The organism is Mycobacterium sp. 29Ha (assembly GCF_032883055.1).
GTDB classification, from domain to species: domain Bacteria; phylum Actinomycetota; class Actinomycetes; order Mycobacteriales; family Mycobacteriaceae; genus Mycobacterium; species Mycobacterium gallinarum.
In genome coordinates this window covers 157076-180852 of sequence record NZ_JAMQTI010000005.1, presented here as the reverse complement: position 1 = coordinate 180852, position 23777 = coordinate 157076, and the positions used below count along the sequence as shown (strand labels likewise).

Genomic DNA, 23777 nt, shown 5'->3' with positions numbered 1-23777 from the left:
TCCGATCAGCTGGCGGGGGGCTTGTCGAAGATGTTCGGGGACACCGAGCCCTTGAACGACGCCTCGATCTCGGCGAACGCTGTCGGTATGTCCCAGGTGCCCGACGCGGACACGATCTCGCGTTCGAAAACCGGGTTGGTCATCAGGCTGATGCGCCCGTTACCCGCGAAGATGATGCGGCGGTTGAGCCATTCAGATTGTTCGCTGGCCAGGTAGATCACCGGCGGCACAACGTTTTCCGGCGCCAGTCGCTTGTTCTCAGCTGAATAGTCCAAACTGCCCCCGCCCTTGATGCCCTGGGTCATCCGGGTGCCGGCGATCGGAGCGATGGCGTTGCTGCGAACCCCGTAACCGGCGAGTGCATTTGCACACGAGTAGGTGAGCCCGACGATGCCCATCTTGGCCGCGGCGTAGTTCGGCTGACTGGGCGCGCCGTGCAGACCGGACATCGACGTGAAGTTGATCAGCCGATACTGACCGCCGCGGTTCTCCCGCCACCATGAAGCCGCATGCCGAGTCAGGTTGAACGTACCTTTCAAATGAACCGAAACGACGGTGTCGAAATCCTGTTCACTCATCTTGAAGATCATGTTGTCGCGAAGGATTCCAGCGGCATTGACCATGATGTCGAATCCGCCCAGCGTCGACGCGGCACGGTTGATCAGCTCCTCGCAGGCGCCGAAATCGGTGATGTCGGTGGTGTCGGAGAAGGCTTTACCCCCGCGCTCGTTGATCGCGGCGGCGACACTTTCGGCCGGACCCGCATCGTGGCCGCTGCCGTCGACCGCGACGCCGGCATCGGACACCATCACAGTGGCCCCTTCGGCTGCCAACCCCTCGGCAACGGCCGCTCCGATTCCGCGCCCAGCACCGGTCACCAGCGCCTTTCGTCCGTCCAGGACTCCCATCATCGACTCCTCATCGATCAGTCACGACCAGCATACAGAACACATGCACATAATTTGTATAGCTGTCACCAGGCTTTTGACAATCTAGTCGAAGCCCCATTCCGTGTACCTGCGCTCGAGCTCGGCCATCGCCTCCCGGCCGCCGCGCGTCGTACGCTCCTTCATGAAGTTGAACTCGTCGTCGCGCCACGCAAGATTGGTGAACACGCTGTGGCCCATCGGGACCCAGTCACCGAACTGGGCCATCCCCACCGCGTTCCAGAAAGTGATCAACGCGTGCTTTCCGATCATCAGGCCGTCCGCGGAGTGGTGCGCGACCGCGCGGGCGTAGCGCATGGCCTCGTCGCGCAAACCGCCCGCAGGGACGACCGACGAGGCGACGCCCCACTCCTTGAGCTCGGCGGCCTTGACCTTGCGGCCAGTGATCATGGCCTCGTATCCGCGGTTGGGCCCCAGCTTGAGCAGGGCAAGCGGCATGATGGTCGAAAAGCCGGCGAAGCCGATTCGCGCCTGGGGCCTGGCGATGTACATGTCGTCGGAGACGACGAGAATATCCGCGGCCAAGGCCAGATTCATCCCAGCGCCCAAGGTAGCCCCCTGGCATGCGGCGATGACCGTCTTGGGGAACTCCATCCAGTTCGTGAAGTGGCGGTGCAGGCGACGGGCGTTAGCCAGTCGGGCCGTCTGCGGAAGCCTGTTACCTTTCTTCAGCCCTGCCTGTTCGACCGGCAACCGGCGGACGTCGTCACCGCTGCAGAAGTCCTTGCCTGCCGCTACGAGTACAACGACTTTGACCTCGTCGTCCGCCTCTGCGGTATCCAACCGATCCTTGAACAGCGCGTGCATCTCCGGCGACAGGATGGCGTTTCGCCGGTCGGGCCGGTTGATGGTGATGCAGGCGATGTGCGGTTCGACGACCTCGTAGGTGACCCAGTCCTCGTCCACCTCGAACTCGCTGCCCTTTTCGTCGCCCACAGTCTCACCCCTCCGCGCCAGCCGATAGTGACCTGAACATTAAGACAGTATCCGATCATTTGTTTCATCGATGATATCCTCCTTCGCATGCCGCAACTCGTCATCTCCAAGCACGTCGACGCGATACCGGCGACCGTGTGGGCGATTGTTGCGGACTTCGCCGACGTCAACTGGATCCCCGTCGCCGGAGTGGTGGAGGTCGAGGGCGAGGGCATCGGCATGCGCCGCTTGATTCACGGGAGCGGAACCACGCCTGTTGCAGAAACCTTGACGAGCATGGATCCCGACCGCATGGAGCTGAGCTACTCGATCGCCAACAACCCCCTGCCCGTCAAGCGATTCGACGCCCTCGTCTCCGTGCGCCCCACGGGCGATGCCGCAACGACGGTCACGTGGAGCGTCGACTACGACCCTGTGGGTACCGCCGAGGCAGACCAGACTGCCGCGCGCGAAGCGATCGAGGCAGTGTACGGAATGATGGCCGGCTGGCTGGCGGACGCATCGTCGACCCGTGAGGCCACGTGACCGAACGCGATTACGGCGTTCCGCTCACGTCATCGGATCGCATTTTCCGCGACGAGGTTCGCGACTTCCTCGCGGCGGCCCTAACGCCGGATCTGCGCTCACGCGAAGGCGGCGAGTCCGGCCGGCTGGATCGGATGCGCACCTGGCAGAGCCGTCTCCACGAGTCCGGGCTGGCCGCAATCTCATGGCCGACAGAATTCGGCGGCCGCAGCGCAACGCCGGTGCAGCAGTTGATCTTCAACGCCGAAATGGCGTCTGCACACGCTCCTGAGCCGATCAACCGCAGCGCAATAAATCAGCTCGGTCCCACGATCATCCAGTGGGGCAGCGACGAACAGCGATCCCATTATCTGCCGCGCATCCTCTCTGCCGAGGACGTCTGGTGCCAGGGCTTCAGCGAGCCCGAAGCCGGAAGTGATCTCGCCTCTCTGAAGACGAGAGCCATGATCGACGGTGACGAGCTGGTGATCAGCGGGCAGAAGGTGTGGACGTCAAAGGCGCAGTACGCCAACAAGATCTATCTGCTCGTTCGAACGGATCCGGCCGCCCCGCCACACGAGGGGATCAGCTATGTGCTGGCCGACCTGGCGGTCGAGGGTATCGAGGTGCGTCCCATTCGCCAGATCACCGGCGACGCCGAGTTCAACGAGATCTTCTTCGACAGCGTCCGGGTGCCGCTCGCCGGCGTTCTCGGCCCGTTGAACGAAGGGTGGCGGGTCGCGAAGTCAACGCTTGGCTACGAGCGAGTGGGCCAGAGCCGTACGCACCGAATCGAGCGCCGCCTGGCCATTCTGACATCGATGGCCAGGGAGCCGAATGCGCTCAGCGACAACGGGTTGGACGACGAATACGTAGCCGACCAGCTGGTGCGCTTCACAGCTCAGGTGGAAGCGCTACGCCAGATCGCCGCTCAGGCGACCGCCGCAGGCGTACGTGGGGTGAGCCCAGGACCCGAGGCCTCAGTCGCCAAACTGTTGACCTCGGAGGTCGACCAGGCGATGGCGAACTTCGGACTTGATCTCGCCGGTCCGGCGGGCACGCTGTTGGCTGGTTCCCCCGGTGCAGCGAAGAAGGGCAACGTCGCCAAGAGCTATCTGCTGATGCGCGCTGCGACGTTCGGAGCCGGGACGTCCGAGATACAGCGGAATGTCATCGCCGAGAAAATATTGGGACTGCCCCGTGACCCGTGACCGTGAACTGTCCTTGACCGAGATGGCCGACTCGGCGGCGGAGCTCAGCGAGCTGCGCACCACCGCGGATGACATCTTGAGTCACGCGTGGACGGTCGAGCGCACCCGCAGCCTCCTCGACGGTCCCGAACCGGCTTTCGACAAGGACCTATGGAAAACGATCGTCGAACTGGGCTGGCCCGATGTGCTGGTTTCCGAGCCCCGCGGCGGTGGCGGCGCGGGGATACGTGAACTGTGCGTACTCACCGAGGCGGCCGGCGCGATTACCCTGCCGGTTCCACTGGCCTCAGTCGCATCCGCGGCGTGGTGCGCAGACCGCTGCGTCGAGGGCATCACGCTCGTTCTCGAGGACGTGGGCGCGACACTGCGCGACGGCAAAGTCACCGGAACCTGGCCGCTGGTGCCGTTCGGTGCGGTAGCCGAACGACTGATCGTCATCGCCATGAGCGACGGAGAACCCGTGTTGGGCATCGTCGACGCGGACGGCGGCGGTGTGCAGCGGACGCCACAATTACCGCTTGACCTCAATCCCGCCAGCAGCATCAATCTCGCTGAAGCGGAGCTGCTGCAGATCAGCTCAGGACCCGATGCCGCCGACCGCCACCGCAATGCGCTGATGCGCGACCGGCTCGCCACGATTGCGGAAGTCATCGGGATCGCTTCGGCCGCCAACGACGCCGCGGTCGAATACGCGAAAGTGCGGACTACTTTCGGTCGACCGATCGGATCCCGGCAGGCGATAAAACACCGTCTCGTTGACCAGCGCTCGGTGGTCGAAGTCGCTCGCGCACTGGTGAATCGGGCCGCCGACGCCTGCGAACTCGACCATCCCGACGCCGAAGCACTGGTGTCATTGGCCGCGTTCTGGGCGGTCGACTCACTGCGGCGGGTACCCGAAGGAGCTACCCAGGTGTTCGGCGGAATCGCCTACACCTGGGAGCACGACGCGCACGTCTACCTGCGACGCGCAGCATGCCGCACCGCAGACCTGGGCTCGCGCTCACTTCACCGCTCAATCGTCGCTCGCTGGCTCGACTCAAGAATTTCGACTAACCGAAGTCCATGATGAGGTGGGTGAGTCTCGACTCGGCGAGCGCCCAGCGTCCGTCGGTGCGAACCCAACGATCGTGATAGTGCCCGAAAGCCGTCAACGACGTCCCGTTGTCCCAAAGAACACGCTCCTGCACAGGCCAAATGGCTAGGGCTTCATCCCCAGACATCTCGACTTCTGGGATGTGGACCTGATGCACGGTTCGGGCGCCTGCCACTGATTCCCTGATCGCGGCGATGACCTCGTCGCGGCCCACGATGGCTTCGATGTCCGGGTTACCGTCACTGAGATCGAGTCTGACGTCCGGCGCGAGCACTGTGGCGAACGCTTCCCAATTCTTGGTATCCAGTGTCCTGCAGTATTTCGCCTTGGCTTGATAGAGCTCCTGGATGACCATCAGAGCTGTGTCGCCACTCATGTGACCGCGAGTTCCAGCCGCTCGAGACGACGCACCAAGATGCTCGGGAGCCAACGCCCCACCGCGGCAGGCTCGATCCATTCGGTCTGTTCCAAGAGCAGCTCTAAGACGATGTGGGCTTCGAGGCGAGCGAGCGCTGCTCCGACACAGAAGTGCGCACCCTTACCGAAGGTGATGTGGCCTTTCCCTTTCGGGCGATCCAGTCGGAACTCATCGGGGCTGTCGAATTGCGAAGGATCGCGGTTGGCCGCGCCCCACAACAAGAACAAGCGACTCCCGGCCGCCAGTTCGACGCCGCCAAGGGTGGTGTCCTCGACCACGTGCCGATAGTGTCCCCGGAAGGGCGGCTCGAATCTCAAGGACTCTTCGATGAATGCGCCCAGCAAGACCGGATCAGCACGAAGCTGACGCTGGATGTCAGGGTGCGTTGCCAAAATCCAGACGGCGCTGCCCAGCAGCGACGCCGTCGACTCACCGCCGGCGCTGAACAGGGTCAACATGATCACCCGGGCGGTGTTGTCGTCGAGCGCTCCCGACCCGCACGCGGTGGCGAGGTCGCCAAGCAGGTTGTCACCCGGGTCGCTGGCTGCTTGCGCGAAGTACTCGCTGATGTAGACGCTCAGCTCGATTGCCGCATTGCCGGCTGCTGCGAGACCATCGGCGTCGATCAGTCCGTCGAGTAATTGCGTTGTGGCATAACCCGACTTGATGAGCATGTCGACATCGTCGTCGGGAACACCAATCAGCCTGGCTACCACCATCATGGGGAGGCGGTTGGCCATCGCACTCATCCACTCGATCCGCCCGTCGGTCCTTCCGGCACGCCAGAGGCGTGCAGCGGTATCGGCGACGAATCGCTCTGTCGCGCGGATGCGTTTGGCGGCGAGTTGGGGAACAAGCATCTTCCGATGGACGGCGTGAATCGGGTCGTCCGCAGTCGCGAGAACATGGGATGCACCCCCGAATCCCTCCATTTCGAATGCGCCCACCCCGTTCTCAGGGGTATAGGTCATCGTGGCGGTCAGATTTGATGAGAAGTCGTCGGGGCGTCCAATGACTTCATTGATTGCCTCCCAGCCGTAGACCGCGTAGAACTCTGAGCCGGCGACCTGCTGAACCGGGCCACGTTCGCGCATTCGCGCGTAGTACGGATAGGGGTCTTGGATCGTGGTGTCGCTGAAGAACTCGACGCCCGAAACGTCCGGATCGACGGTCACTGACTTCGCTCCCTCGCTGTAGAGGCGATCAGCGGTAATCGAGCGTGACCGGCAGCCGATCGTAAGTGTGCACCAGGGCGGACGGCCGCAACGAGCCCTCTCCCGTCACGCGAATTCCCTTGGCGCGCTTGATCACCTCGTCTAGGACGAACCGCGCCTCGCGACGTGCCAGTGCTGCCCCCATACAGAAGTGCTCACCCACGCCGAAACCGAGATGCCCCGCAGCGTCCTGGCGATGGACATCGAATTCCTCGGCAGTCGGTCCCCAATGGTCAACGTCCCGGTTGGCGGATGCGTAGGCGAGAAGAAGCCCGTCGCCTTCTCGAATCGTGGCGCCACGCAGTTCGACGTCTTGTGCCGCTTGGCGCGCCATGCTCATCACGGGCGTCCACCAGCGCAGCACCTCCTCGACCGCATTATTGCCGACCTCGGGATCCGCGAACGCTTGTTCCGCCTGATCGGGATGCATGTCGAAACACGCGGCAATACCAGCGATCAGACTTTGCGTCGTTTCACTGCCCGCCGCCAATAGCGTCAGCGCGTAGGTCATCACCTGGATCTCGTTGAGCGGCTCGGAGTCGATGCGCACCTGCGAGAGCATCGAGAGCAGATCATCGGTCGGATCCTTGGCACGCTCGGCAACCAGTGCCATCAAATAGGGGGCGACCTCACCGAAGATCAGCTCCATGTCACCATCGTCGGCGACGCCGCTACCGACCTTCGCGATCGTCGTGGCCCACCCCGCCACCTTTGGCCAGTCGGCTTCAGGCACGCCCAACAGATAGGCGAAGACATACACCGGGAACGGTTCAGCGACGTGTTCGATCCAGTCGAATTCGCCGTCGGGAAGGCCGTCGAAGATGGTGGCGATCACCTCACGCACGCGCGCCTCGAGTTTCGCGACGGCACCCGGCGTGAAGCGGACCCCGATTGCCTTGCGATGTGCGCGGTGTTCGGGCGGATCCATGAACAGGATTCCGCGAGCGCCGTAGCCCTGAGGATCGCGGCCCTCCCGACGCGCGACAAGGTCCATCATGATGGCGATACGCTCGGACTTGAACTTCTCTGGACGCGCCGAGATGGTCTTGATGTCGTCGTACTTCGTCACGACCCAGAACTGCCCCTGCTCGTACCAGTGCACCGGGTCGGTGTCACGCAGTTGCGCAAACGTCGCATTCGGATCGCCCAGATAGAACGAGGCATCATCGAAGCGGGCGTCAGAGGGTGCCGAAGTTATCGCCATGACTCTGAACAATAGAACACAATATGTGAATGTGTGAAGACTGGCTGCACATGACGCAGTTGGACATCAATAGAACGAATGTTGTTCAATTGTACAAATGAGCCATGCCGCACTCAGTAGCTGACGAAGGGTGACCGACGCCGTGCCCTCCTCAGGATTCTTGTCAGGTGTGCGTGTACTGCAGCTCGGCGACGGTATCGCGGGGTCATCGGCCGCGGCCCTACTGGCCAGCCTCGGCGCCGACGTGGCGCGCCGTCCCCTGTCGGCAGCGCACCGCGTGGGGCCCCGGATCGACACTTCTTCGGGTCCACAGACCGCCGTCGACCTGGTCCTCGATCGGCAAAAGCGGTTGTTGCGATCCGACGAGAAACCCGACCTCGGCGACTACGACATCGTCATCAACGACGGCGCAAGCGAACAGCCCACACCCGTCGAGGGGGTCGTCGTCAACCTCACACCCTTCGGCATGGACGGACGCCATCGCAATCGGCCGGGCGGCGAGATCGTCGCGCAGGCTAGCGGCGGTCTGCTGGCCACAATCGAGGACGCCGACGGTAATCCGGTACCTGCGCCGGGATACGTCGCATCGAAATCCGTGGGCGCAGTTGCGGCGTTGGCGGCACTGCACGGATTGGACCGGCACAACCGCAGCGGCGGCGCCGTCGTGGTCGACGTTTCGGCGCAGGAGGCGGTGATCTTCACCGCTGCGCTCCCCGAGTGCGCCCACACCATGTACCGGTGTCCCGGCCGCGCCGGCAGCGGACGTTACCTGGCGCCCTCGGGCGTCTTCGAATGCCAGGACGGACTCGTCCGCATCACTGCCGTGGAGAATCACCAGTGGCAACAGTTGAGAAAGACCATCGGCGATCCTGAATGGGCGGCGGGCCTCGACGAACGATCCGCGCGAATCGAGCATGCCGATCTGATCAACGCGCGGGTCACCGAGTGGACGAGAAATCAGAACAAGTCGGACTGCGCCGCGCTGTTGCAGGCCAACGGCGTCCCCTCCACCCCGGTCAACCATCCGGGCGAACTGTTGAACTCGCCGCAGCTTGCCCACCGCTCGTCGCTGCAGAACGCACGAATCGACGACCGCGATGTCACCGTGCTCGGCCCGCCGTGGACCGTGACACCCGGTCGCCCGGGGACCGGCCGCGGCACCGGCATCGCCGGACTTCGCATCGCCGAACTCACCCACGTGCTCGCCGGGCCCATCGTCGGGGCGTTGCTCGGGGGGATGGGCGCAACGGTCGTTCGGCTCGAGGATCCCGACCGGTTGGACATTTACCGCCGCAGCGGCCCGTTCGCCGACGGGGTCGCCGGCCCCGAGCGCGGCGCGTACTACGCCGTGGCCAACCACTCGAAGCAGAGCGTGCTGCTCGACCCGGAGCACATTGGCGCCGATGTCGCCGCGATACTGGCCGACTCCGACGTCCTCATCGAGAATGTCGGATCGTCTCGGTTGAAGCGCCTCGGCGTGGATCCTGCGGAACTCGCGGACACCGGCCGATTGACTCTTCGCGTGTCCGGATTCGGCTCCGATGGACCACTGGCTGGATATCGGGTGTACGCCAACAACGTTCAGGGCTACGGCGGTCTGGCGGCGCTGAGCACCACCGCCGACGGGTCGCCGGCTCGGTTGGGTACCGTTCTGGCCGATCCGCTGTCCTCGGTCGTCGGAGCATTGGTGATCGCGGCATGGGCGCTGGACCGAAATCGATCCGGCGGGGCGGTGATCGATCTGTCCATGGCCGAAGTGGTCGCGTCGACGATTGCGGAGTACGTCGCCGCCGCGTCGACAGAGCAGACGCCTTCGGCCGTCGACGTTCACCGGTTTGTCCACCGCTCGACCGACGACCACTGGGTCGCGGTCGAACTAGCCGGAACGCAATGCGAAGCCGACAGCACCGAGTTCGTCCGCGCCCTGATCGCCACCAATCGGGCCGACGACGCGGCGCTGAAGCTTCAGGGCGCGGGCATTTCGGCTGCCGTGGTCCGAAGCGGCGGCGAACTGGTGAACGACGGCCACCTCAACGAGCGCGGCTTCTTCCCCGAAATCGCCCATCCGGATCCCGATCTGAGAACGGCACGACTGGTTGGACTCCCCTGGCGGTTCGCCGGCGAAGGTCCGCTTCCGTTGAGTCCGCCGCCCGCGCTGGGGAGTTCGAACGCCCTCTACGAGAGGAACACCGATGCCGATGTCACCGCCTGATCGCCCGGCGACCGTGTGGTCGTCGACGTTCATTCCCTCGAAGTCACCCCTGCCCGGCTTCGGCGCCGAGGGTTACAGCGTGGCGTGGGTCGACAGCGGCACCGAACGACTTCAAGTGGTCGTGGACGGCGCCCGACCATCGCCTGGGACGAAGGGACGGTTGGTGGATCGCATCTTTGACGATCAGACCGTCGAGATGTTCATGGCGGATGACCGATGACCGGCGTTCATCTCGCCGGTGTCGGCGTCACCGAGTTCGGAAAACACCGTGACGTCCCGCTGATCGAACTTGGCGTCACAGCGGCACGGCAAGCCCTGCAGGACTCCGGCCTTGACTACACCGACATCGGTGAGGTGTTCACGGCCTCGTCACTAGCTGGACCGCAGACCGGTATCAAGGTTGCACTCGAGTTGGGACGCACCGGGATTCCGGTTACCGCAACCGAAAGCGCCTCGGCGAGCGGCCTGGTCGCGCTCCGGCACGCGATCTCCGCAGTCACCTCAGGCCGAAGCGAGGCCGCCCTCGCTATCGGCTACGAGAAGACGACCGCCTTGGAGCCAGGTGGTGTGGTACCCGCGGCTGTTGGGTTCTGGGACCGCTTTCCCGCACAGACGCACTACGCCATCGAGGCGGCCCGATGGCTGTACGACGCCCGCTGTGGACCCGAGGTGATCGCCGCTGTGGCCGCGAAGTCCTACAACCAGGCCCGGTTGAATCCGCTTGCAGTACGACGGGACTCCGGTCCGGTGACCGTGGACGACGTGCTGGCCGCCCGGATGGTGGCGGAGCCGCTGACGAAGATGATGTGTCACGCCTCGGTGGACGGCGCCGCCGCCATTGTCGTGACACGCGAACCACGTCCGCGATCGGTCTCGGTGTTGGCGGTCGAACAGACCAGTTGGCCAACCGATCCGTCGTGGCCGCTCCTCGGGCCCGTCGTGGGCCCGCCGTCGCAACTGACGCTGACCGCCGAGAGGGCATACACCACCGCAGGCATCAAACCGACAGATATCGGGGTGATTTCACTGCACGACATGTGCGCCAGCGAGGAAATCACCGCACTCATCGCCATGGGGTTGGCCGATTCCGCCGGAGTTGCCGCACTCGCCCAGACCGGTGGTCTCGCGCACGACGGAACGCTGCCGACCAACACCGACGGTGGCTGCATCGCCCGCGGCCACGCCTTTGGAGCGACCGGCCTGGCTCAGGCCGCAGAAGTCGTCACCCAACTTCGCGGCGAGGCCGGAGCGAGGCAGGTGGCACAGCCAAAAGTCGGGATGGCTCAAGCTGTCGGCGGCGGCGGCTCCTGTGTCGTGGCGCTGATGCGCGCCTGAACTGGCGATTTCTACGCGATCGCGCCACTCTCTTTCAGCGCGAGGATCCGGTCCCAGTCACCGCCGAGATCCAAGATGAGTTGCTCTGTGTCGGCAGCGAATTCGGGCATCGGCGCCAACGCCAGCGGTGTCTCGTCGAAGAGCACGGGGCTTGCCACAAGATCGAAGCTCGCTCCCTGGTCATCCACCGTGACGATGTTGCCGTTCGCACGCACCTGCGGGTCGGCGGCCACCTCGGCGGTGGTCTGCACCGGTGCCCACTGTCCGTCGAAACCCTCCAGGGCGACCCGCCAATGAGCTAGCGGCTGAGCGCCGATCGTCGCACGCAACACCTCTATCGCGTCTGCACCGTTGGCAGCGAGCAGCTGGTGGGTCGCAAAGCGTTCATCCTCGGCCAGTTCAGGGACGCCCACCCGGCGACAGAACTCAGCGAAGTAGCGGAATCCCTGCAGCATGGACAGCCCCAGGAACCGGCCGTCTGCGGTTCGATAGAACCCGACCAATGGGTTGTTCGGGGTGACGTTGGCTCCCGCAGGATTGGTCTGCCACGGTTGACCACTCACCAACGCGGCGTTGATGGCCACGCCGGACGCCCACACACCCACTCCCAAAAGCGAGATATCCACCACACGAGCATGACCCGTGCGCTCCCGTTCGAAGAGCGCGGCGGCGATACCGCCGGCGATCGTCATTCCCCCGATCGAATCCCCGTACGCGGGTCCCGGTTGTGGAACCACCCCGTCAATGTCGCAGGGCGTCGAACCGGCGGCGCCCGCGGCCCGGCTCCAAAATCCCGTCATGTCGTAGCCGCCGGTCCCAGCGTCAGGCCCCAGCGGCCCGTAGGCGCTACCGCGCGCATACACGATGTCGGGATTGGCGGCCCGCAGATCGTCGACGTCGATCCGCAGTTTCTTCCTGGCGTCCGGCAAGAAGTTGGTGAGGAACACATCACTGGTCTTGGCAATGTCCATCAGCAGCTCATGCCCGTCCGGCGTCGCCATGTCCAATGCGACCGAGCGTTTCCCGCGGTTTGCGTGCTCCATCACCGGGTTCCGCTCACCCTCGATGGTAATGTGCCCGAGCTGACGCAGGCCGCGTTGGGAGTCGCCGGTCTGCGGATGCTCGATCTTGACCACGTCCGCGCCCCAGTCCGCCAGCACTGCACCGGCAGCGGGCACGAACGTCCACTGCGCGACTTCGAGTACCCGTACGCCCGACATGGGTCCGCTCATCGATTCCCCTCGTACCTTCGTTGATCGCTATCGTGTCAGCGGCGATTCAGCGTCACCGGCAGCAGATCGAAATTGTTGTTCAGCGCCGATGGCCTGGGAACGCGTTCTCCGGTGACTTCAATGCCGCTGGCGCGCTTGACGATTTCGTCAAGCGTCAGTCGCGCCTCTCTGCGGGCGAGTGCAGCGCCCATGCAGAAGTGTTCGCCGACTCCGAAGCCGAGATGGCTCGGCGCGTCCTTGCGTCGGATGTCGAACTGATCGGCCGTTTCACCAAAGTGCTCCGTGTCGCGGTTCGCTGAACCGTAGGCGAGCAGCACTCCATCACCCTCCCGGATCACCTTGCCGCGCAACTCCACATCGTGGGTGGCTTGTCTCGCCATGCTGCGTACCGGTGTCCAATAGCGAAGGACTTCTTCGATGGCGTTGTCCACCAGCGAAGGATCGTCGAACAGCGCTCGCGCCTGGTCCGGATGACTTGCCAGGCACTCGGCGATACCCGCGATCAGACTCTGGGTGGTTTCGCTACCGGCCGCCAGCAGCGTGAGCGCATACACCATGATCTGCAGGTCGTCGAACGGTACCCCGTCGATCTCACCCAACGTGGCGAGCATCGTCATCAGGTCGTCATCGACCGGGTTCTGAGCCTTCTCCTTGGCGATGTCCAGGAGATACGGACCGATCTCGGTCATGATGACATCGAAATCCGCCTGGGTTGCCGCTCCACTTCCGGAGCGTGAGATCGCCGTCGACCATCCGGCCACTTTCGGCCAGTCGGCCTCGGGTACGCCGAGGAGATAGGCGAAAACGTAGACAGGTATCGGCTCCGCGACGTGTGCTATCCAGTCGAACTCCCCGTCAGGCAATGCGTCGAAGACCTCGTTGACGACCTGTTTTACCCGCTCTTCTGCCCTGGCGACCGCCGCCGGGGTGAAGCGACCCTGGAATGTTCGTCGATGAGCCCGATGGACCGGCGGATCGAGGAACATGATTCCTCTGTTCCGGTAGCCCTGCGGTTCGACTCCCTGCTTGTGCGCGATGAGATCCATCAGAATCGCGATGCGTTCGGAGGCGAACTGATGAGGTCGTGCCGAAATCGCTTTGATGTCATCATATTTTGTGATGACCCAGAACTTTCCGTCGTCATACCAGTGCACGGGATCATGTGTTCGCAGCTCGCGGAACACCTCGTCGGGGCGATCGAGGTAGAACTGAGCCTGGTCGAATTGCGCGCCTGAGGTCGCCGACAGGGGATTCGTGACTGTCGTCATAGATGAACAATAGAACACAAAGTGTCTATTTGCGATATGGTCGTCGGGTGAGCTCTGCCTTGTCGCACCTTCGGGTGTGTGACCTCAGCGGGCAACTGGCCGGCGCGGGCGCGACGAAGATCCTGGCCGCGTTTGGTGCCGAGGTGATCCGGGTCGAGGATCCCGCGACCCGTGGCCTGTGGGACGCCCTACGGGGAGTGGGTCCCTATGTCGACGACCGTCGTGGGATCGACCTCGGCGCCGGGTTCAACAACCACAATGTCGGGAAGTACGGCGTCACCATCAACCTGCGTCTCGACGAGGGAAAACAGCTGCTGCGTGAACTGGTCGCGATCAGCGACGTCGTCTGTGAGAATTTCGCGGCCGGCGTGATGGCGCACCGCGGCTTCGGCTACGACGATCTTCGCGAGATCAAGCCCGACATCATCTATGTGTCCAACTGCGGATTCGGCCATACCGGCCCGTACCGCGACTTCAAGACGTGGGGTCCGATCGTGCAGGCGATGAGCGGTCTCACGTTCACCTCGGGGCTGCCCGATGCCGAACCCGCCGGTTGGGGCTTCTCCTACATGGATCACGGGTCGGCCTTCTACATGACGGTGGCCATCATGGCGGCGCTGCACCACCGTGACCGCACGGGTGAAGGTCAGCACGTCGATCTGGCCACGGTGCCCGCGGGCATCGCGATGCTGCCAACCGAGGTGCTCGACTGGACGGTGAACCGGCGACGCACCTCGGCACGAGGAAACCGGGCCGACTTCGACGAGTTCGCACCCCACGGCATCTACCCGTGCGCGGGTGAGGACCGATGGATCGCCATCGCGTGCCGTGACGACAGGGAGGCGGCGTTGCTGGCCAAGGTGCTGGACGAACCCGCGATCGCCTCGGAGCGCTTCGCGACACTGGCCACTCGACTCGCCGCCGCCGACGAACTCGACGAACTGGTTGCCACGGCCACCTCCCGCCGCGATGCCATCGCACTGGCCGATGATCTCGTCGATGCCGGCGTGCCCGCCAGCGTCGTCAAGAGCCCGCGGGAACGCATCGACGAAGACCCGGACCTGGCCAGGATGGGACTCTTCCCGACCGTCACACACCCCGACATCGGTGCCGTGCGCGTCGAGGGTGTTCCGCTCACCTTCTCAGCGACCCCGTGGAATGTAGACAGGCCGGGACCCAAACTGGGCCAACATAATCGCGAAATCCTGGGCGCACTCCTCGGCCACGATGACTCGACGCTTGATGCCTGGGCCGAGCGAGGTGTGATCTGAGCGCGCTAGCCGATCTCCGCGTCGTGGAGATAAGCGACCAGTTCACGCCCGTGGGCGGGCGTGTGCTCGCCGAACTCGGAGCCGAAGTCATCGTCGTCGAACCGGCACAGGGTTCCCCGCATCGTCTGCGTCCGCCGTTCGTCGATGACGAGTCCGGCGTTGACCGCAGTCTGCGTTGGTGGGGTCAGAACGCCGGAAAGCGCAGCGTGACCCTCGACGTTCAATCGGAGTCGGGCGCTGACACGCTGCGCCGACTCATCGGAAGTGCCGACATCGTGCTAGCCGGCGGCGATCGAGCGCCCGGCGGCATCACTTATCGTGAGGCGGCCGGGGACCATCCCGGTCTGATCTGGGTTTCGGTGACGCCGTTCGGATTGGGCAGCGTCAGGGCCGACCACCCCGCCACCGACCTCACGGTGCTCGCTGGAGGTGGGCCGGTGTGGAATTGCGGTTACGACGATCACTCCATACCGCCGATGCGCGGCTCCGGCGACCAGGCTTCCAACATCGGCGGCATGTACGCCGCGATCGGCGCGTTGATCGCGCTGTCGCATCGCGATCACACCGGTGTCGGCCAACTCGTCGACGTCAACGTGACGGCGGCCTGCAACGTTACCTGCGAGCAGACCACCTATCACTGGCTCGTGAACCAGGCGGTGTGTGTCAGGCAGACCGGACGCCATGCCTACCCGACGCCCAGCTCCGAAGTCCAAGTGCGTTGTGCCGACGGCCATTACGCGACTACCGGGGTGCTGCCCCGTAAACCGGAGGAATTCACTCGGATGATCGCCTGGCTCAACGAGTTAGGGCTGACCGAGGAGCTGCCGGAGACTGTGTTCCTCGAGATGGCCGCCGCCCGGACCACCCCGGTCGATCTGGCCTCAATCGGCGAGGACGACGAAACGACGGCAATCATGAGCGCCGCCCGTGACGCCATCACATTGATCGCGTCACGTATGCCTGCCAAGGAGTTCTTCATTGCCAGCCAGCAACGGGGTTTCCCGGCGGGCGCCATTCTGCCTCCTGATGAGGCCTTCGATGACGAGCACATGGTGGCGCGCGGCATGCATGTACCTGTCGAGCACTCCGAGCTCGACCGGACGGTCGTGTATCCCGGTGTGCCCTACGCCTTTTCAGCCAGTCCTACAGTAGAGCCGAGCCGTGCGCCGATGCTGGGCGAGCACAACGCGCTTCTCGACGAGCTGGCGCTTTGAGCGCAGAACACCGCCTCACCCATGTCGGGCTCTGCGTCACGGATATCGAGCGCTCGACCGAGTTCTACTGTTCAGCGCTCGGATTCACCAAGATCGGTGAGATGCACGTCGATGATGAAGTATCCGCACGGCTGCTCGACGTCGAAGACCTGGTGCTCGATCTGGTCTACCTCGAGCGCGACGGATTCCGCCTGGAACTGCTGGCCTATCCCACATCCGGCACAACGGGCGACGGCGCGCCACGCCAGATGAACGCTCTCGGCTTCACCCATCTGTCCTTCCGCGTGGACGACGCCGACGCCCTTGCCACCGCCGTCGTCGAGCACGGCGGGCAGCTGCTGGCCCACCGCACAGTCGTATTCAGCGGAGGCAATCGCGGGCTGATGCTCACCGATCCTGACGGGAACATGCTCGAGCTCATCGAGCGTATACGCTAGCTGAGCAACTAGTCACAATTCGTTCTGTTGTTCAGTTGGGTGGTAGAGTCCGTCTGTGCCCGCGACCAGCGAGTTGATGTATTCACCGTTCTCCAAGGCCGTCTTCGACGACCCCTATCCGGTCTACCGTCGGCTTCGCAACGAGGCGCCCGTGTATCGCGATCCCGACGACCGCTGGTGGGTGCTGTCGCGGTTCGAAGACGTGGCCGGCGCGTTACGGGACTGGGAAACGTACTCGTCCAAGCTCGGCCCGGCACCGGAGAATCCCGACGACGACGGCCGGAAGTATTCCGTCATATCGATGGACCCGCCGCGGCACGACCGTATCCGCGGCGTACTCAAGGGTTTTTTCACTCCCCGCGCCGTCGCCTCGCTGGAGGGTGCCCTGCAGTCGGTCGTCGACCATCACCTCGGTCGGCTCAAACGCGGCACCACCGTCGACGCAATGGAAGCGTTCGCCTTCGCCGTCCCCACCGACGTGATCGGGGATTTACTCGGCGTGCCTCAGGCCGACCGGGAGCAATTGAGGGTCTGGTGGGAGGCATTCCTGACCAGACACGAGGGCGAAGTCGCGATGCCGCAGAGTGCTATCGAGGCCAACCGCAACATCAGCGCTTACATCGGCGATCTCATCGACCGGCGCCGGACCGACCCTGGCGACGATCTGATCAGCATCGTGCTGCAGGCCACCTTCCACGACCCAGAAATCGGCGACGACCGCTCATTGACGCCTCACGAGGTGTTGATGTTCTGCAATCTGCTTTCCGCCGCGGGTTCTGAGACCACGCAGAAGCTCATCTCCAACGGTCTGGTCGCGTTACACGACCACCCCGATCAGTGGCAGCGAATCGTCAGCGATCACAGCGTGATTCCGGCAGCCGTCAACGAGGCCCTGCGATACGACACTCCCAGCCACTGGGTGGCCCGGACACTGACGCGTCCCGTCGAGCTACACGGTGTGACCATGGATGCCGGCGACTGGGTGCTGTTGCTGTTGGGCAGTGCCAACCGCGACGAGCGTCGATACGACGACCCCGACCGCTTCATCATCGACCGGCCGCGCGGCACCGATGTCTACTTCGGCTGGGGCATCCACATCTGCCTCGGCCAGTGGCTGGCTCGCCGCGAGGCGCAGATGGTCTTCGAGTATGTCGCCAAGAACTTCCCCGACTATGCGATCGGCGCACACGAACGCGTGCTGACAGCAACGGTGCGCGGCTATACCAGCGTGGAGATGACGCTGCGCTGAGCGCTCACTCGACCACCCACCGCGGTTCCCGCTTCTCGGCGAAGGCCTTCATGCCCTCGGTGTAATCGGGATGGGTCATCTGGTGCTGCAGGACGTAGCGGTACGCGACGTCGTGGGCGGCGTGCAATCCGACATCGAGGCTCTTCCACATTCCTTTGATCGAGGCCTGCACGGTAGCCGGGCTCAACTTCGTGATCGCAACGGCGATCTCTCGCGCGCGCTCCTGCAGACGATCGGCGGGTACGACCTCGTTGATCAACCCGATCTCGTATCCGCGCTGGGCGCTGATCCGCCCGTCCTTTGTCATGAGCGCCAATTGCATGACCATCGACAGGGGCATCCTGCGCAGCAGAACCGTCGGCTCCAGCGCGAAGACGTTGCCGACCGTGAGGTGGGTGTCGATCAACTCGGCGTGCTCGGCGGCGATGATCAGATCGGAATCGGCCACCTGGTGCAGGCCTCCCCCGACCACCATCCCGTTGAGAGCGCAGATGACCGGCTTCCACACGCCGTGGTGCAGCCTCGAGCCCGGCACCTTGTTGCGGATGCCCGACTGTGCGGTCGCGCGAATGTCCTGGCCTGCACTGAATGCGCGATCACCCGCGCCTGTGATGATGGCGACGCGGATGTCGGAGTCCTCGCGTACCCGCGCCCACGCTTGTCCGAGCTCGGTACGGGTCAGATCATCGGTGGCATTGAGCCGCTCCGGACGGTTGATCGTGATGGTCGCGATGTGATCGCTGACATCGAACAGGATCCTCTGAAAGTCCACCGCTAACCCCAATCGAAGTCGTGATGCAACAGATACGCATATAGTGTGTAAGTGTCTCATATCGGCCGAGTGGTCCGTTCGCCGGTCGACGTCGGTGCAGATCGGGAGGTGTGATGCCGGGGTCCGACGCAACGACGTCCGATAACCGCGCCGGGGACGCCGCCGCTTCGCAACCTGGTCTCGCAGCCCGCATCGAAGCGATCCTCGGCGTCGACCCCGGCGCCGAGGCAGTTGAGTTCGGCGGCACATGGACGACGTGGGGATCGCTTGCCGCGGTCGCCCACGGGGTCGCCGACCATCTGATATCGGCGCGCCTTGCACCGGGCGCACCGGTGGGCCTGGTGCTGCGCAATGACCCGGCGATGATCGCGGCGATGCTGGGCGTGCTGTTGGCCCGTTGCTGCATCGTGACGCTGAATCCGTCACACGGCAACGAGGGTCTGGGCCACGATATCCGCGACCTTCGCCTACCCGCGGTGGTGGCGTGCGGGGTCGACTGGGACCGGGCGGGCGTCGTCGAGTCTGCCAAGGGCGCTCTGGGCATTCGCGTGTCCGTTACCGACCGCCACGTCGAGGTCGTGGAGGGCCTCGAGTCGCCCGGCGACGGACCGTTCCGCGAATCCGATCCCACGGTCGCGGTGGAGATGCTCACCAGCGGAACGACGGGGCCGCCGAAACGGATTCCGCTGACGTACAGCGCGTTTGAGCGCACCATATCCGCGGCCGGGACTCACTACGGATCCAGCGACGACACCGCTGCCCGGTTGCGGCGGGGCGTGATGATCGTGAGTTCGCCGCTGGTGCACATGTCGGGACTGTTCCGCACACTGCTCTACGTGTGTCAGGGCCGCCAGATCGCACTGTTGCCGCGGTTCACCGTCGACGACTTCATCGATCTTGTCACCCGGCACCGACCGAAGGCCGTCAGTCTGGTTCCGACCGCGATGGCGATGGTCCTGGAGGCCGACGTCGACGCCGTCGTGTTCGACAGCGTCAAGGTGGTGACATCGGGCACCGCACCGCTGTCGGTCAGTCTGCAGCAGACCTTCGAAGACCGGTACGGCGTTGCCGTTCTGCCCTCCTACGGTGCGACCGAATTCGCGGGTGGTGTGGCGGGATGGAATCTGAAACTGCACCGCGAATGGGCCCAGTCCAAGCGCGGCAGTGTGGGCCGTCCCCAACCCGGCCGGGAGATCCGCATTGTCGCGGTCAACGACGGCCGTGAGGTCGCCGCCGCAGGCGAGCAGGGGGTCATCGAAGTGCGCACCGCAGGCGGTGAGTGGGTACGCACGACAGATCTCGGACGCCTCGACAGCGACGGATTCCTCTTCGTCGACGGACGCACCGACGATGTCATCAACCGGGGAGGATTCAAGGTCACCCCTTCCGATATCGTCGCCGCTCTGCGATCGCATCCGGCCGTGCGCGATGCCGGGGTGACCGGCCTGGCCGATGAACGGCTCGGCGCGGTTCCGGTGGCCGCCGTCGAGTGCGTCGAGGGCCAAGACGTCACCGCCGACGACCTGCTCACCTACCTTCGTGGGCGGCTGAGCCGATATCAGGTGCCCGCCGGTTTGAAGATCGTCGACGAACTCCCCCGAACACCGTCGATGAAAGTCAGCCAGCCGGCAATTCGCGCGCTGTTCGAAAGACCCGACGAGGCGGCCGTGTGACATTACGTTGCGTCGCATCGGGATTGGGCTTTCCCGAAGGTCCGATCGTCGACGACGACGGTTCGGTTCTGGTGTCCGAGATCGCCAACGGGCGGATCAGCCGGGTGCGCCCCGACGGCGCGGTCGAGACGTTCGCCGAGACCGGGGGCGGGCCCAACGGTCTGGCGCGCCTGCCCGACGGCCGGATCCTCGTGTGCCAGAACGGCGGTTCCCGGTTCGCCATCAGACCGTGGCCGTTCGACATCGACGGCTCCGTGCCACTATTCCTGCCGGCGGGTGGTCCCGACCAACCCATCACCCCGCAACTGCAGGTTGTCTCGAGCGAGGGTGAGGTAACTACTCTCACGACGACATTCGCGAGTATCAGCGGTGATGAACTGCCGTTGGCGCGCCCCAGCGACGTCTGCGTGGACGCCCAGGGCGGCTTCTACGTCACCGACGGCTTCTCGGTGCAGGGACGGAGTCGAAGCCTCACCGGCGTCCTGTACGGCACCCCCGACGGGCAATTGCGCGAAATCGTATATCCGCTGGAACTTCCCAACGGAGTAGCGCTGTCCCCGGACGGATCGAAGCTGTACGTCGCGGAAACCAGGACCCGGCGCATTTGGGAGTTCGAGGTGCTCGGCCCCGGCCGCGTCGGTACCGGGCGTGGCCTCGCCACGGTGCCGAGTGGTGGACCGATGAATTTTGGTGGCGCCGACGGCCTTTGTGTCGCTCCCGACGGCACGATTGTTGTCGCCACCGTGGGAACCGGTGGGGTGACGGCCTTTTCACCCGATGGAGACCTGCTGGGCGTGATCGTTGCCGATGATCCCATGACCACTAATGCAGCGCTCAGCCGCGATGGGCGCTCCCTGTTCATCACGCTGGCATCGTCGGGACGTCTGGTGGTCGTGGACGATTGGCGCTCTGCTCTCGTGTAGCCCCGTTGACGCGACGCGACGCGACGGCGTACGGCGCTGATCGCACGCGAGTTCCGCGACGACGGCTGGATCGCGCGGAGTCACCGCCTGCGACCGGAATGGCAGGACAAAGCGTTCGGTGCGATCGCCAACTGCCCTGAGCGAACGATCAGGATCGAAGAATGACTAGCGACCTCCGAGTTGTGCCTTCGTGACGAGGAGATACTCGCCGTGAACATGGCCGTTCGACATCGACGGCTCGGTACCGCTGCATGACGCCATGACGGCGAACGCCGCGCTCAGCCGGGACGGGCGCTCACTGTTCATCACGCTGGCATCGTCGGGACGCCTGGTCGTCGTGGACGATCGGCGCTCTGCTCTCGTGCAGGCAACTGTTGACGGTCTGGACAGTTGCGTCGACGAACTTGTCGCCGAGTTCTGCGACGACGTCGTCGCTCGTCGGACAAGGAGCGGTGGCCGTGACCCTACGGTGCCGGCGGATGCCGGATCGCAACCTGGCGACGCTCGACCCCCGATTCACGTCGCCGGGCTCCGTCTCCCGGAAATCGTGAAAACTCTTCTGCCCCAGCGGTTTCATCCGTCACATTCTCGACTCGATTTGTCGGTGATCGAATGTATGTTCGAATTATGGCATTGCCCTTGGTCGACGCGGTCGCCGCCTACACCGCCGGTGTTGACGCGCTGCTGAACGCCGAGGTCGACAGTCCGTCGCACCGCGACCTGCTCACGTGCTTCGACGCTATTCAGACTGCCTCGCAGCGTGTTCCGATGACCGGCTACGCCATCCTGGCGCGGTTGGACCGCGAAGCAGACCCCAAACAGTTGGGGGCTACTTCGCTATGGCAGCTACTCACCCTGCGCACCCGGATGAGCAAGGGCAAGGCCCTCAAATCAATCGCGCGCGCCCGGCTTCTCGCCCCAAGACGCACCCTGCAGGGTCAGGAACTACCGCCGGAGTGGGAGCACACGGCCGCCGGTCTGGCGGCAGGGGTGTTCGGCGATGAACACGTCGAGGTCATCCGCAAGTTCTTCAAGGCCCTGCCGGCCACTGTCGACCCTGTCACCCGCGTCCAAGCCGAACACAGCCTCGCCAGCGCCGCTGCCGAACTGGACCCGCACTCCCTGACCATCGCCGCCATCCACCTGCTGGCCATGCTGCACCCCGACGGGGACGAACCCGCCGACGCCGCCGCCCGCAAAGCCGGTCTCACCCTCGGTCCACAGCAACCCGATGGCCTGAGCTACCTGTCCGGATGGATCTCGGCGAAGACTCGTGCCCTACTCGAACCCGTCCTCGCCAAATTCGCCGAACGCAACCGCCACCCCAAGACGCCATCACCCGCCGCGGACGACACTGCGCCCGAGCAGGCTCCGACCGCACAAGACCCGCTGCCCTTCACCGAAGAGCGCGGGCCGCAGCCGGAACCGGTGAGCGACGAGCTACCAGCCGACACTGGCGAGCTAGCGGCCGACACCGACGAGCCCGCCGATGACGTTCCCGCCGAGGGGGATCCGTTCGCCACACATCCTGACGACCCGCCATTGCCGCGACCCGAGCCACTTCTCGACCTGCAGTTCCGCACTAAAGCCCAATACACTCACGACGCATTCGCCACCGCCCTCGAGATGCTGCTGCGCTCCAGAACTCTCGGGACGCTGAACGGCCTACCCACCACCGTGGTCGTGACCACGACCCTGCAGGAACTCCAAGCCGGCGCGGGATACGCCGTCACCGGCGGCGGCACCCGCCTACCCATGCGCGACCTCATCGCCATGGCAGCCCGCGGCGCCCACCACTACCTTGCCGTCTTCGACGGACACACCAGCGAAACGCTGCACCTCGGCCGCGCCAAACGCTGCGCCACCGCCGCGCAGAAACTCGCGCTGTTCGGCCGCGAGCGCGGCTGCACCGCCCCGGGATGCACCGCCCCCTTCTACGACTGCCAAGCCCACCACGGCGTCGAGGACTGGAAACTCAACGGCCAAACCAACATCGACGACCTCACCCTCGCCTGCGGCCCCAACAACCAACTCATCGAAGACACCGAGTGGACCACCCGCCGCGGCCCCGACGGCCGCTTCCAATGGATACCGCCTCCGCACCTCGACACCGGCCAACCCCGTACCAACAACCTCCACCACCCCGAACGCCTTCTCAAACCCAACGACGAGGATGACGACCCCCTCTAGGCGTCGGCCCGACTCACCTGCCAAGCAGGTCGCTCCCATCGGTCACACGACTTCGTAGACCTCGTATTCCAGAGTCTCACCGGCGAAGGATCCTTTGGCTACGCCTAGAATTCGGGTCAACCACTCGTAACGTGGGTCGCCGGTCTCGAAGTACATCGCAGAGTAGATGCCTGCGGTGGCGGCGTTCATTCGGCCAGTGTAGGTGACCAGAATCGTTGCACCATCATCAGTTTCGAGCGTGAGCCTGGCATCGACGAGGACCCGCCCGGACGGCTCGACGAAGGCTCAGTCGGCGGCCGCACGACCTTTGAGGGAAGCTTGCAACCGCTCGCCTTCGTAACGCGCGCCGGTGATCTCACCGATCGTCCGGCTCCCCGACGGCCCCGTCGAGATCGCGATCGGCTCGGCGAGTTCGTAGGTGACGTGGCACAGCGGACGCAACGTGGCGTCCAATGACCCTGGCACGGCGGTCAC

Annotated in this window: 23 protein-coding genes and 1 pseudogene; 13 read left to right on the top strand and 11 right to left on the bottom strand. The window is 64.5% G+C overall.

Annotated features, from left to right (window positions below):
- Positions 1-5: 5 nt before the first annotated feature.
- Complete coding sequence (locus M1248_RS08705) at positions 6-908, bottom strand: SDR family NAD(P)-dependent oxidoreductase (protein WP_163730459.1); 903 nt, start codon at positions 906-908, stop codon at positions 6-8.
- Between the two features lie 84 nt (positions 909-992).
- The gene (locus tag M1248_RS08700; RefSeq protein WP_163730460.1) at positions 993-1883 is read right to left on the bottom strand and encodes an enoyl-CoA hydratase/isomerase family protein; all 891 of its coding nucleotides are present in this window, start codon (positions 1881-1883) and stop codon (positions 993-995) included.
- 87 nt (positions 1884-1970) lie between these two features.
- Between M1248_RS08700 and M1248_RS08695 the strand changes: the two genes are divergently transcribed.
- From M1248_RS08695 to M1248_RS08685, 3 genes are read left to right on the top strand one after another with little or no spacing between them, the layout of a single operon-like run.
- Complete coding sequence (locus M1248_RS08695; RefSeq protein WP_163730461.1) at positions 1971-2408, top strand: SRPBCC family protein; 438 nt, start codon at positions 1971-1973, stop codon at positions 2406-2408.
- The gene (locus tag M1248_RS08690) at positions 2405-3598 is read left to right on the top strand and encodes an acyl-CoA dehydrogenase family protein (protein ID WP_163730462.1); all 1194 of its coding nucleotides are present in this window, start codon (positions 2405-2407) and stop codon (positions 3596-3598) included. Before M1248_RS08695 ends, M1248_RS08690 begins: the two co-directional genes overlap by 4 nt.
- Positions 3588-4664: an acyl-CoA dehydrogenase family protein gene (locus M1248_RS08685; protein WP_317148101.1), complete on the top strand. Its 1077-nt coding sequence runs from the start codon at positions 3588-3590 to the stop codon at positions 4662-4664. The genes M1248_RS08690 and M1248_RS08685 overlap by 11 nt, the downstream gene beginning before the upstream one ends.
- Here the strand turns inward: M1248_RS08685 and M1248_RS08680 are convergent.
- Genes M1248_RS08680 through M1248_RS08670 form a run of 3 tightly spaced genes read right to left on the bottom strand, consistent with a single transcriptional unit; the run spans position 4648 to position 7527 of the window.
- Complete coding sequence (locus tag M1248_RS08680) at positions 4648-5067, bottom strand: nuclear transport factor 2 family protein (protein ID WP_317148100.1); 420 nt, start codon at positions 5065-5067, stop codon at positions 4648-4650. The two genes, M1248_RS08685 and M1248_RS08680, sit on opposite strands and share 17 nt — an antisense overlap.
- Positions 5064-6284, bottom strand: coding sequence for a cytochrome P450 (locus tag M1248_RS08675; protein WP_317148099.1), 1221 nt, complete (start codon positions 6282-6284; stop codon positions 5064-5066). The genes M1248_RS08680 and M1248_RS08675 overlap by 4 nt, the downstream gene beginning before the upstream one ends.
- Before the next feature lie 28 nt (positions 6285-6312).
- Positions 6313-7527 carry a cytochrome P450 gene (locus M1248_RS08670; protein WP_163730466.1) on the bottom strand — a complete coding sequence of 405 codons (1215 nt, stop codon included), beginning with the start codon at positions 7525-7527 and terminating at the stop codon, positions 6313-6315.
- 169 nt (positions 7528-7696) lie between these two features.
- Between M1248_RS08670 and M1248_RS08665 the strand changes: the two genes are divergently transcribed.
- From M1248_RS08665 to M1248_RS08655, 3 genes are read left to right on the top strand one after another with little or no spacing between them, the layout of a single operon-like run.
- Positions 7697-9739: a CoA transferase gene (locus M1248_RS08665; protein WP_232076163.1), complete on the top strand. Its 2043-nt coding sequence runs from the start codon at positions 7697-7699 to the stop codon at positions 9737-9739.
- A complete protein-coding gene (locus M1248_RS08660; RefSeq protein ID WP_163730468.1) occupies positions 9720-9959 on the top strand; it encodes a hypothetical protein in 240 nt (79 codons plus the stop codon). The genes M1248_RS08665 and M1248_RS08660 overlap by 20 nt, the downstream gene beginning before the upstream one ends.
- Complete coding sequence (locus tag M1248_RS08655) at positions 9956-11074, top strand: thiolase family protein (protein ID WP_163730469.1); 1119 nt, start codon at positions 9956-9958, stop codon at positions 11072-11074. The genes M1248_RS08660 and M1248_RS08655 overlap by 4 nt, the downstream gene beginning before the upstream one ends.
- Before the next feature lie 11 nt (positions 11075-11085).
- Here M1248_RS08655 and M1248_RS08650 read toward each other — a convergent pair whose 3' ends face one another.
- Both M1248_RS08650 and M1248_RS08645 read right to left on the bottom strand, forming a co-directional pair.
- A complete protein-coding gene (locus M1248_RS08650) occupies positions 11086-12306 on the bottom strand; it encodes a CaiB/BaiF CoA transferase family protein (RefSeq protein WP_163730470.1) in 1221 nt (406 codons plus the stop codon).
- Between the two features lie 35 nt (positions 12307-12341).
- On the bottom strand, positions 12342-13574 hold the full coding sequence (locus M1248_RS08645) for a cytochrome P450 (protein ID WP_163730471.1): 1233 nt from the start codon (positions 13572-13574) through the stop codon (positions 12342-12344).
- A gap of 47 nt (positions 13575-13621) precedes the next feature.
- Here M1248_RS08645 and M1248_RS08640 point away from each other — a divergent pair, with 47 nt between their 5' ends.
- Genes M1248_RS08640 through M1248_RS08625 form a run of 4 tightly spaced genes read left to right on the top strand, consistent with a single transcriptional unit; the run spans position 13622 to position 17745 of the window.
- Positions 13622-14845, top strand: a complete 1224-nt coding sequence (locus M1248_RS08640) for a CoA transferase (RefSeq protein ID WP_317148098.1) — start codon at positions 13622-13624, stop codon at positions 14843-14845.
- On the top strand, positions 14821-16059 hold the full coding sequence (locus tag M1248_RS08635) for a CoA transferase (RefSeq protein WP_317148156.1): 1239 nt from the start codon (positions 14821-14823) through the stop codon (positions 16057-16059). Before M1248_RS08640 ends, M1248_RS08635 begins: the two co-directional genes overlap by 25 nt.
- Positions 16056-16496: a VOC family protein gene (locus tag M1248_RS08630; protein WP_317148097.1), complete on the top strand. Its 441-nt coding sequence runs from the start codon at positions 16056-16058 to the stop codon at positions 16494-16496. Before M1248_RS08635 ends, M1248_RS08630 begins: the two co-directional genes overlap by 4 nt.
- 55 nt (positions 16497-16551) lie before the next feature.
- Positions 16552-17745, top strand: coding sequence for a cytochrome P450 (locus M1248_RS08625; RefSeq protein WP_317148096.1), 1194 nt, complete (start codon positions 16552-16554; stop codon positions 17743-17745).
- Between the two features lie 4 nt (positions 17746-17749).
- Here the strand turns inward: M1248_RS08625 and M1248_RS08620 are convergent, their stop codons facing one another.
- Entirely contained in the window at positions 17750-18517 is a 768-nt protein-coding gene (locus M1248_RS08620) for an enoyl-CoA hydratase/isomerase family protein (protein ID WP_317148095.1), read from the bottom strand.
- Positions 18518-18630: 113 nt separating this feature from the next.
- On the opposite strand from M1248_RS08620, the gene M1248_RS08615 reads away from it, so the two are divergent.
- On the top strand, positions 18631-20190 hold the full coding sequence (locus M1248_RS08615) for a class I adenylate-forming enzyme family protein (protein ID WP_317148094.1): 1560 nt from the start codon (positions 18631-18633) through the stop codon (positions 20188-20190).
- Positions 20187-21113 carry an SMP-30/gluconolactonase/LRE family protein gene (locus M1248_RS08610; protein WP_317148093.1) on the top strand — a complete coding sequence of 309 codons (927 nt, stop codon included), beginning with the start codon at positions 20187-20189 and terminating at the stop codon, positions 21111-21113. Before M1248_RS08615 ends, M1248_RS08610 begins: the two co-directional genes overlap by 4 nt.
- A 165-nt stretch (positions 21114-21278) precedes the next feature.
- Here the strand turns inward: M1248_RS08610 and M1248_RS08605 are convergent, their stop codons facing one another.
- On the bottom strand, positions 21279-21422 hold the full coding sequence (locus tag M1248_RS08605) for a hypothetical protein (protein ID WP_317148092.1): 144 nt from the start codon (positions 21420-21422) through the stop codon (positions 21279-21281).
- 318 nt (positions 21423-21740) lie between these two features.
- Between M1248_RS08605 and M1248_RS08600 the strand changes: the two genes are divergently transcribed.
- The gene (locus M1248_RS08600; protein WP_317148091.1) at positions 21741-23303 is read left to right on the top strand and encodes an HNH endonuclease signature motif containing protein; all 1563 of its coding nucleotides are present in this window, start codon (positions 21741-21743) and stop codon (positions 23301-23303) included.
- Between the two features lie 42 nt (positions 23304-23345).
- Here the strand turns inward: M1248_RS08600 and M1248_RS08595 are convergent.
- Both M1248_RS08595 and M1248_RS08590 read right to left on the bottom strand, forming a co-directional pair.
- Positions 23346-23570: pseudogene (locus M1248_RS08595) on the bottom strand (DUF3237 family protein); the annotation flags it as partial.
- Positions 23571-23588: 18 nt separating this feature from the next.
- Positions 23589-23768 carry a hypothetical protein gene (locus M1248_RS08590; RefSeq protein WP_317148090.1) on the bottom strand — a complete coding sequence of 60 codons (180 nt, stop codon included), beginning with the start codon at positions 23766-23768 and terminating at the stop codon, positions 23589-23591.
- Positions 23769-23777 lie beyond the last annotated feature (9 nt).

Excerpts from the sequence above, each read along its gene's own strand:
- M1248_RS08705 (WP_163730459.1), bottom strand. The coding sequence starts at position 908 with ATGGGAGTCCTGGACGGACGAAAGGCGCTGGTGACCGGTGCTGGGCGC.
- M1248_RS08695 (WP_163730461.1), top strand. The coding sequence starts at position 1,971 with ATGCCGCAACTCGTCATCTCCAAGCACGTCGACGCGATACCGGCGACC.
- M1248_RS08680 (WP_317148100.1), bottom strand. The coding sequence starts at position 5,067 with ATGAGTGGCGACACAGCTCTGATGGTCATCCAGGAGCTCTATCAAGCC.
- M1248_RS08670 (WP_163730466.1), bottom strand. The coding sequence starts at position 7,527 with ATGGCGATAACTTCGGCACCCTCTGACGCCCGCTTCGATGATGCCTCG.
- M1248_RS08660 (WP_163730468.1), top strand. The coding sequence starts at position 9,720 with ATGCCGATGTCACCGCCTGATCGCCCGGCGACCGTGTGGTCGTCGACG.
- M1248_RS08655 (WP_163730469.1), top strand. The coding sequence starts at position 9,956 with ATGACCGGCGTTCATCTCGCCGGTGTCGGCGTCACCGAGTTCGGAAAA.
- M1248_RS08650 (WP_163730470.1), bottom strand. The coding sequence starts at position 12,306 with ATGAGCGGACCCATGTCGGGCGTACGGGTACTCGAAGTCGCGCAGTGG.
- M1248_RS08645 (WP_163730471.1), bottom strand. The coding sequence starts at position 13,574 with ATGACGACAGTCACGAATCCCCTGTCGGCGACCTCAGGCGCGCAATTC.
- M1248_RS08615 (WP_317148094.1), top strand. The coding sequence starts at position 18,631 with ATGCCGGGGTCCGACGCAACGACGTCCGATAACCGCGCCGGGGACGCC.
- M1248_RS08600 (WP_317148091.1), top strand. The coding sequence starts at position 21,741 with ATGGCATTGCCCTTGGTCGACGCGGTCGCCGCCTACACCGCCGGTGTT.